We start from the raw sequence: 4,296 nt of genomic DNA, 5'->3' as shown, positions 1-4,296 counted from the left end.
GCCGGACATGAACGCCTCAGCCTCGGCGATGTTGCTACGGGCGCCGCGGTTCTCGACGCGCTGCCGCCGGGCGGCATCTACGACCAGCCTGCGGCTTCTCCCCGTGACTTCGGCAACCCTATCTGTTCCGAAATGACGGATCAGTTCGTCAAGGGCCGAGCCGATCGGCGGGAGCGCGCACAGCTGCTCGATCATCTCATCGCGCAAGGCCAGCGCTTGCTGACAAAAAACCGGATTGCCGCCCTCGTCCACCATGAGCTCTGAACGCTCCGCCTCATCGGCGCCCTTGATGATCTTCATCATTCGAACCGGAAAGGCGGACTTCAGATAGTCGATCATCCCCTCGCGGGGCGAGAGTTCGATATCGAGGTGGGCGCGCTCCTCGGCGCTCAACGCGGCGAGCCTGCGTTCCAGCATCGCCTCGGCCGTGGTGACCAGTTGGACGATGGCATGATGCCCCGCATCCACCTCGTTCGTGATCGACGCGACGAGGGTCGGCACCTTCATGGCAATCAGAAGCTGGGAGAAGAAGCGCTGCTTGGCGCTCTCGAAGCGGGACAGCGCCGTGCCCTTGGCCTGTGCGTTGAGCGCCTTGTCGCCCATGCGGTCGACGATGTTGGTGATCGCCAGCACCTCGTCGAGGTTGCGGTGGATCACCGCCCAGCCGTCAGCATAGGCATTATAGACCTCGATCTGCTCGGGCGTCAGCGGATGTTCGAGCGGCTCATATTCGACGCCCCGGAAGGTCAGCGCCCTGGCGGTGTAAAGCCCAAGGGCTTTCAGGTCCCGCGCGACGATCTCCATGGCAGCGATGCCGCCTTTCTCGATTCCGCTCATGAACTCGGCCCGGTCGCCGAAGGACGTGCCCGGACCCCAAAGACCCAGTCGAATGGCGTAGCAAAGATTGGCGGGATCGGTCGCGCCGGTCGCCGAGACATAGAGGATACGAGCACGGGGTCGCAGATTTTGCAGCCTGACGCCTGCCAGCCCCTGTTCCGATCCCTTTTGCTGGCCAAATTGCGTCTCCGTCCCCGCGGCATTGGCCATCTCATGAGCTTCGTCGAAACAGATGACGCCTTCGAAATCCTCATCCAGCCAGGCAAGCAATTGCCACAGGCGGGAGGCCTGATCGTGACGCTGGGATCGCAGGGTCGCATAGGTGAGGAACAGGATGCCGCTTTCCATGGTGATGGGCGTTCCAAACGGAAAGGCATCGAGCGGCTGGATATCGATGGGCAGACCGCCGAGCGCCGACCAGTCCCGGCGGGCATCTTCGATCAGCGCCGCGCTCTTGGAAATCCAGACCGCTTTGCGGCATCCCCGGCTCCATTGATCCATGATGCAGGCGGCCACCTGCTGCCCTTTGCCGACGCCAGTCCCGTCACCGATGAAATAACCCATGCGGTAGGACTTGCCCTCGGCGTCAGGCGCCAACAGCGTTCCAGCCTCATTTGGCGCATGCAGCCCCGGCAGATCGCGCTCGAAGGCCTGGCCCGCATAGATGATAGTTTCCAGCTGGGCGTCGGAGAGAGCGGCGACCGCGCAGCGGGGCAATTTGGGGCGATAGGCAGGCCGCGGCGGCAGGATGGACGACATCGCAATCGATTCAACCAGCTGATCGGGGTGGGGTTTCGCGCCGGGGATCGTCATGCGTGAGAGGCGCCAGGGCACATAGATGCCCATCTGCTCCTCGGCTGGCAGCGGCGTATCGAGAACATCGTAACTCAGCAGTTCCACGGTCGAGTCGAGCGCCGGAGCCGTCCGTGCCAAGGGCTTCAGGGCTGTTGGGAGTTTCGCGGCGGTGAGGAACGGTCTGCCGCCCGAAACTATCGTCGGCTTGAGCGGCGCAGCGGCAAGCACCGCGACTGCGGCGCCAGCCTGCGCTGGTGCGGCGGCATCCAGACGCTTGGGCATCGCCAGAACGATCAGCAGAAGGCTTTCGATATCCGGTACGGTCAGCCGCTCCGTGGTCCCGGTCCACCCTTTGTCATAGACAAGGAGTCGCACCGGGATCGTCGTGCCATGTTTGGCGAAGGGCCGGACCTGGACCGTTATTTCTATGCGCGGAGGAACCAGCGCGGCAACGGCCTGGTAACCGGTCTCGCCGCTGGCTCCCTCAGCGAAGGTCGGCGACATAATGGCGACGCATCGTCCACCAAGAGCAAGGCGGGCAAGCGCGGAACGCAGATGCCGAGCGCCAGCGTGACGATCGCGACCGCGCGCTTCGCTGCGCGCGAACGGCGGGTTGATGAGGACGACCGACGGTCTTTGATCGCTTGGCAATAGATCATCGATATGTTCGCCGTCATGGCACGTCACGCTTGTTGATAGGGCCTGCCCGAGCAGCCTTGCACGGACAGGATCGCGCTCGTTGAGGATGAGGCGCGCCTTGGCCATATGCGCATAGACGGCAAGAAGCCCGGTTCCCGCAGACGGTTCCAGCACCATGTCCGCCGAGGTGATCTGCGCCGCAAGGGCTGCAAGGAAGCTGAGCGGCGCCGGCGTCGAGAATTGCTGCATGTCGACCTGCCGCTCGGACCGAAAGCTCTGGGTTGGTAACCGCTGGGCAAGGTCGCAGAGCGCCGCCAGGGCCGTAGCCGGATTTGCCGGATCGAAGGATGGCAACGTGTTTCGCGCAAGAGCGGCGACCTGAGCGATCTCCAGAGCGTCATAGGCCTCACGCAACGTCCAGCGTCCGTCTGCGTCGCTCCCGCCAAAATGAGCAGTCATCAGGCGTGACAGGCGCGCGCGCGTGGTAGGCTGGCCTGTAACGATCGACTCTGCAAGGGACTGCGCGACGGCCCCCAGGGTCCAGACTTTCTGGCCAAGCGGATCGGAGCCGGCCTCCAGGGCGGCGAACAGCGAATGGGTCATTCGGATACTCCAGCGGATATGGCGCGCGCACGGACCCGGGGGGCCCTGCGGCGCGGTCAGGACATGAGGCTGAATGGAGATGGCGGGGTCGGCGGCGACCGACCCCGCCCGTGTCGTCGCTCAGGCGGCTTCGGGGATGTCAGCGCCGTCCTCGGCGACGCTCGGTTCGTCGCTCGTGCCATCCTCCCCATGTTCGTCGTCGACGATGTCGAGGTCGGCCGCTTCGTCGGTCCTGTGCCCGAAGGTCATCGCATCGGGCAGCCAGAGCAGCGCTCTCTCCTTCACCTCCGCCTCGACGATGATCTGGCCGGTGAAGAGCTTCTCGGCCGAGAGCGCGAGATCATGCTTTTTCGAGGCGCTGTAGCGGCTGCGCAGTTCAGCGCCGCCCACCTCCTCGAAATGCTCCAGGATCGTAGGCTTGCTGATCCGATCGAAATAGCGGCGGGCGGTCGGACGCCACCACGCCGGCATATCGATGTCGATCTTGCGACCGATATGGTCGAGGAGCGCAGAACCCGAACCCCCTGCAGGAACGGCATGAAGAGTCCGAGCCACTGCCCAGCTAAGCCAGGCCGCCCGGGCATTGTCGTCCAGCGCGCAAAAGGCATCATAGCGCCCGACCAGATCGTTCGCCTTGGTCCAGCTGCAATCCAGCCCCTCCTCGATCTCCGCCCAGCTTTGCGCGGCGGGCGTATCGCTTTCAAAGCCGGAGCTGCGCGAGCTCTGTGCAGGCGCGCGCAGGTCGCTTGGCATGTCGTATCGATAACCGACCGCCGTATCGACCATGATGAAGGTGCCAAGATCGAGCGCAAAATGCGGATCGCTCGCCACATGGACCCGCAGCACCTCGGTCTTCATCATCGCCAGCTCGTCTCCGAGCCGCTGGCTGATCGATGAGCGAGGCACTGCTTCTTCAGCGGAGGCGTCTTCAGGTTCAGCGCCCTCGCCTGCCTCGACGTCCGCTTCATCCTCACCGGGCTCCTGGGGGATGGCGAAAAACTGATTGTGGAGTCGGGGCACCCCATCCTCGCCGATCACCATATAAGCGATCGAACCGGCCTTCTGCTGCGCGTCCAGTTCTGCAGGTCGTTCGTCGAGAGACGCGTGCTCGGCCTCCAGAGCCTCGATCCGCTCGATCTCCTCGTCGGTGTAGCCGTCTTCATCGGCGTTGTCGGCGATCGATTCCAGTTCGGTTTCGATAGCGCGCTGCCGCTCCTCGTCCTCCTGGCTGAGCGGCGGTGGCACCCCTTCGACTTCGTCGAGCGCCATCGTTTCCATATAGGGGACGCGGGTTTGGCACAGCACCCTGAGTTCACCGAAGCCTTCGCGGGTCCGCAAAGCCTCGGCCGCCGCTTCCATCCGTTCCTCAGCAAGCCGATCGATGATCTCGCTATCGATCCAATTCTCGTTGGCCCTGTCGGA

At 64.0% G+C, this 4,296-nt stretch carries 2 protein-coding genes; both read right to left on the bottom strand.

Going from position 1 to position 4,296, the window contains the following annotated elements:
- A partial coding sequence (locus tag VMR39_RS01810; RefSeq protein WP_325413760.1) for a strawberry notch-like NTP hydrolase domain-containing protein occupies window positions 1–2,874 on the bottom strand: 2,874 nt, incomplete at its 3' end.
- 120 nt (window positions 2,875–2,994) lie between these two features.
- The coding region (locus VMR39_RS01805) for a chromosome partitioning protein ParB (protein WP_325413758.1) at window positions 2,995–4,296 on the bottom strand (1,302 nt) is incomplete at its 5' end.

It is taken from the genome of Sphingobium sp. (genome assembly GCF_035511395.1).
Taxonomy (GTDB): domain Bacteria; phylum Pseudomonadota; class Alphaproteobacteria; order Sphingomonadales; family Sphingomonadaceae; genus Sphingobium.
This window is presented reverse-complemented; position numbering and strand designations above follow the sequence as displayed.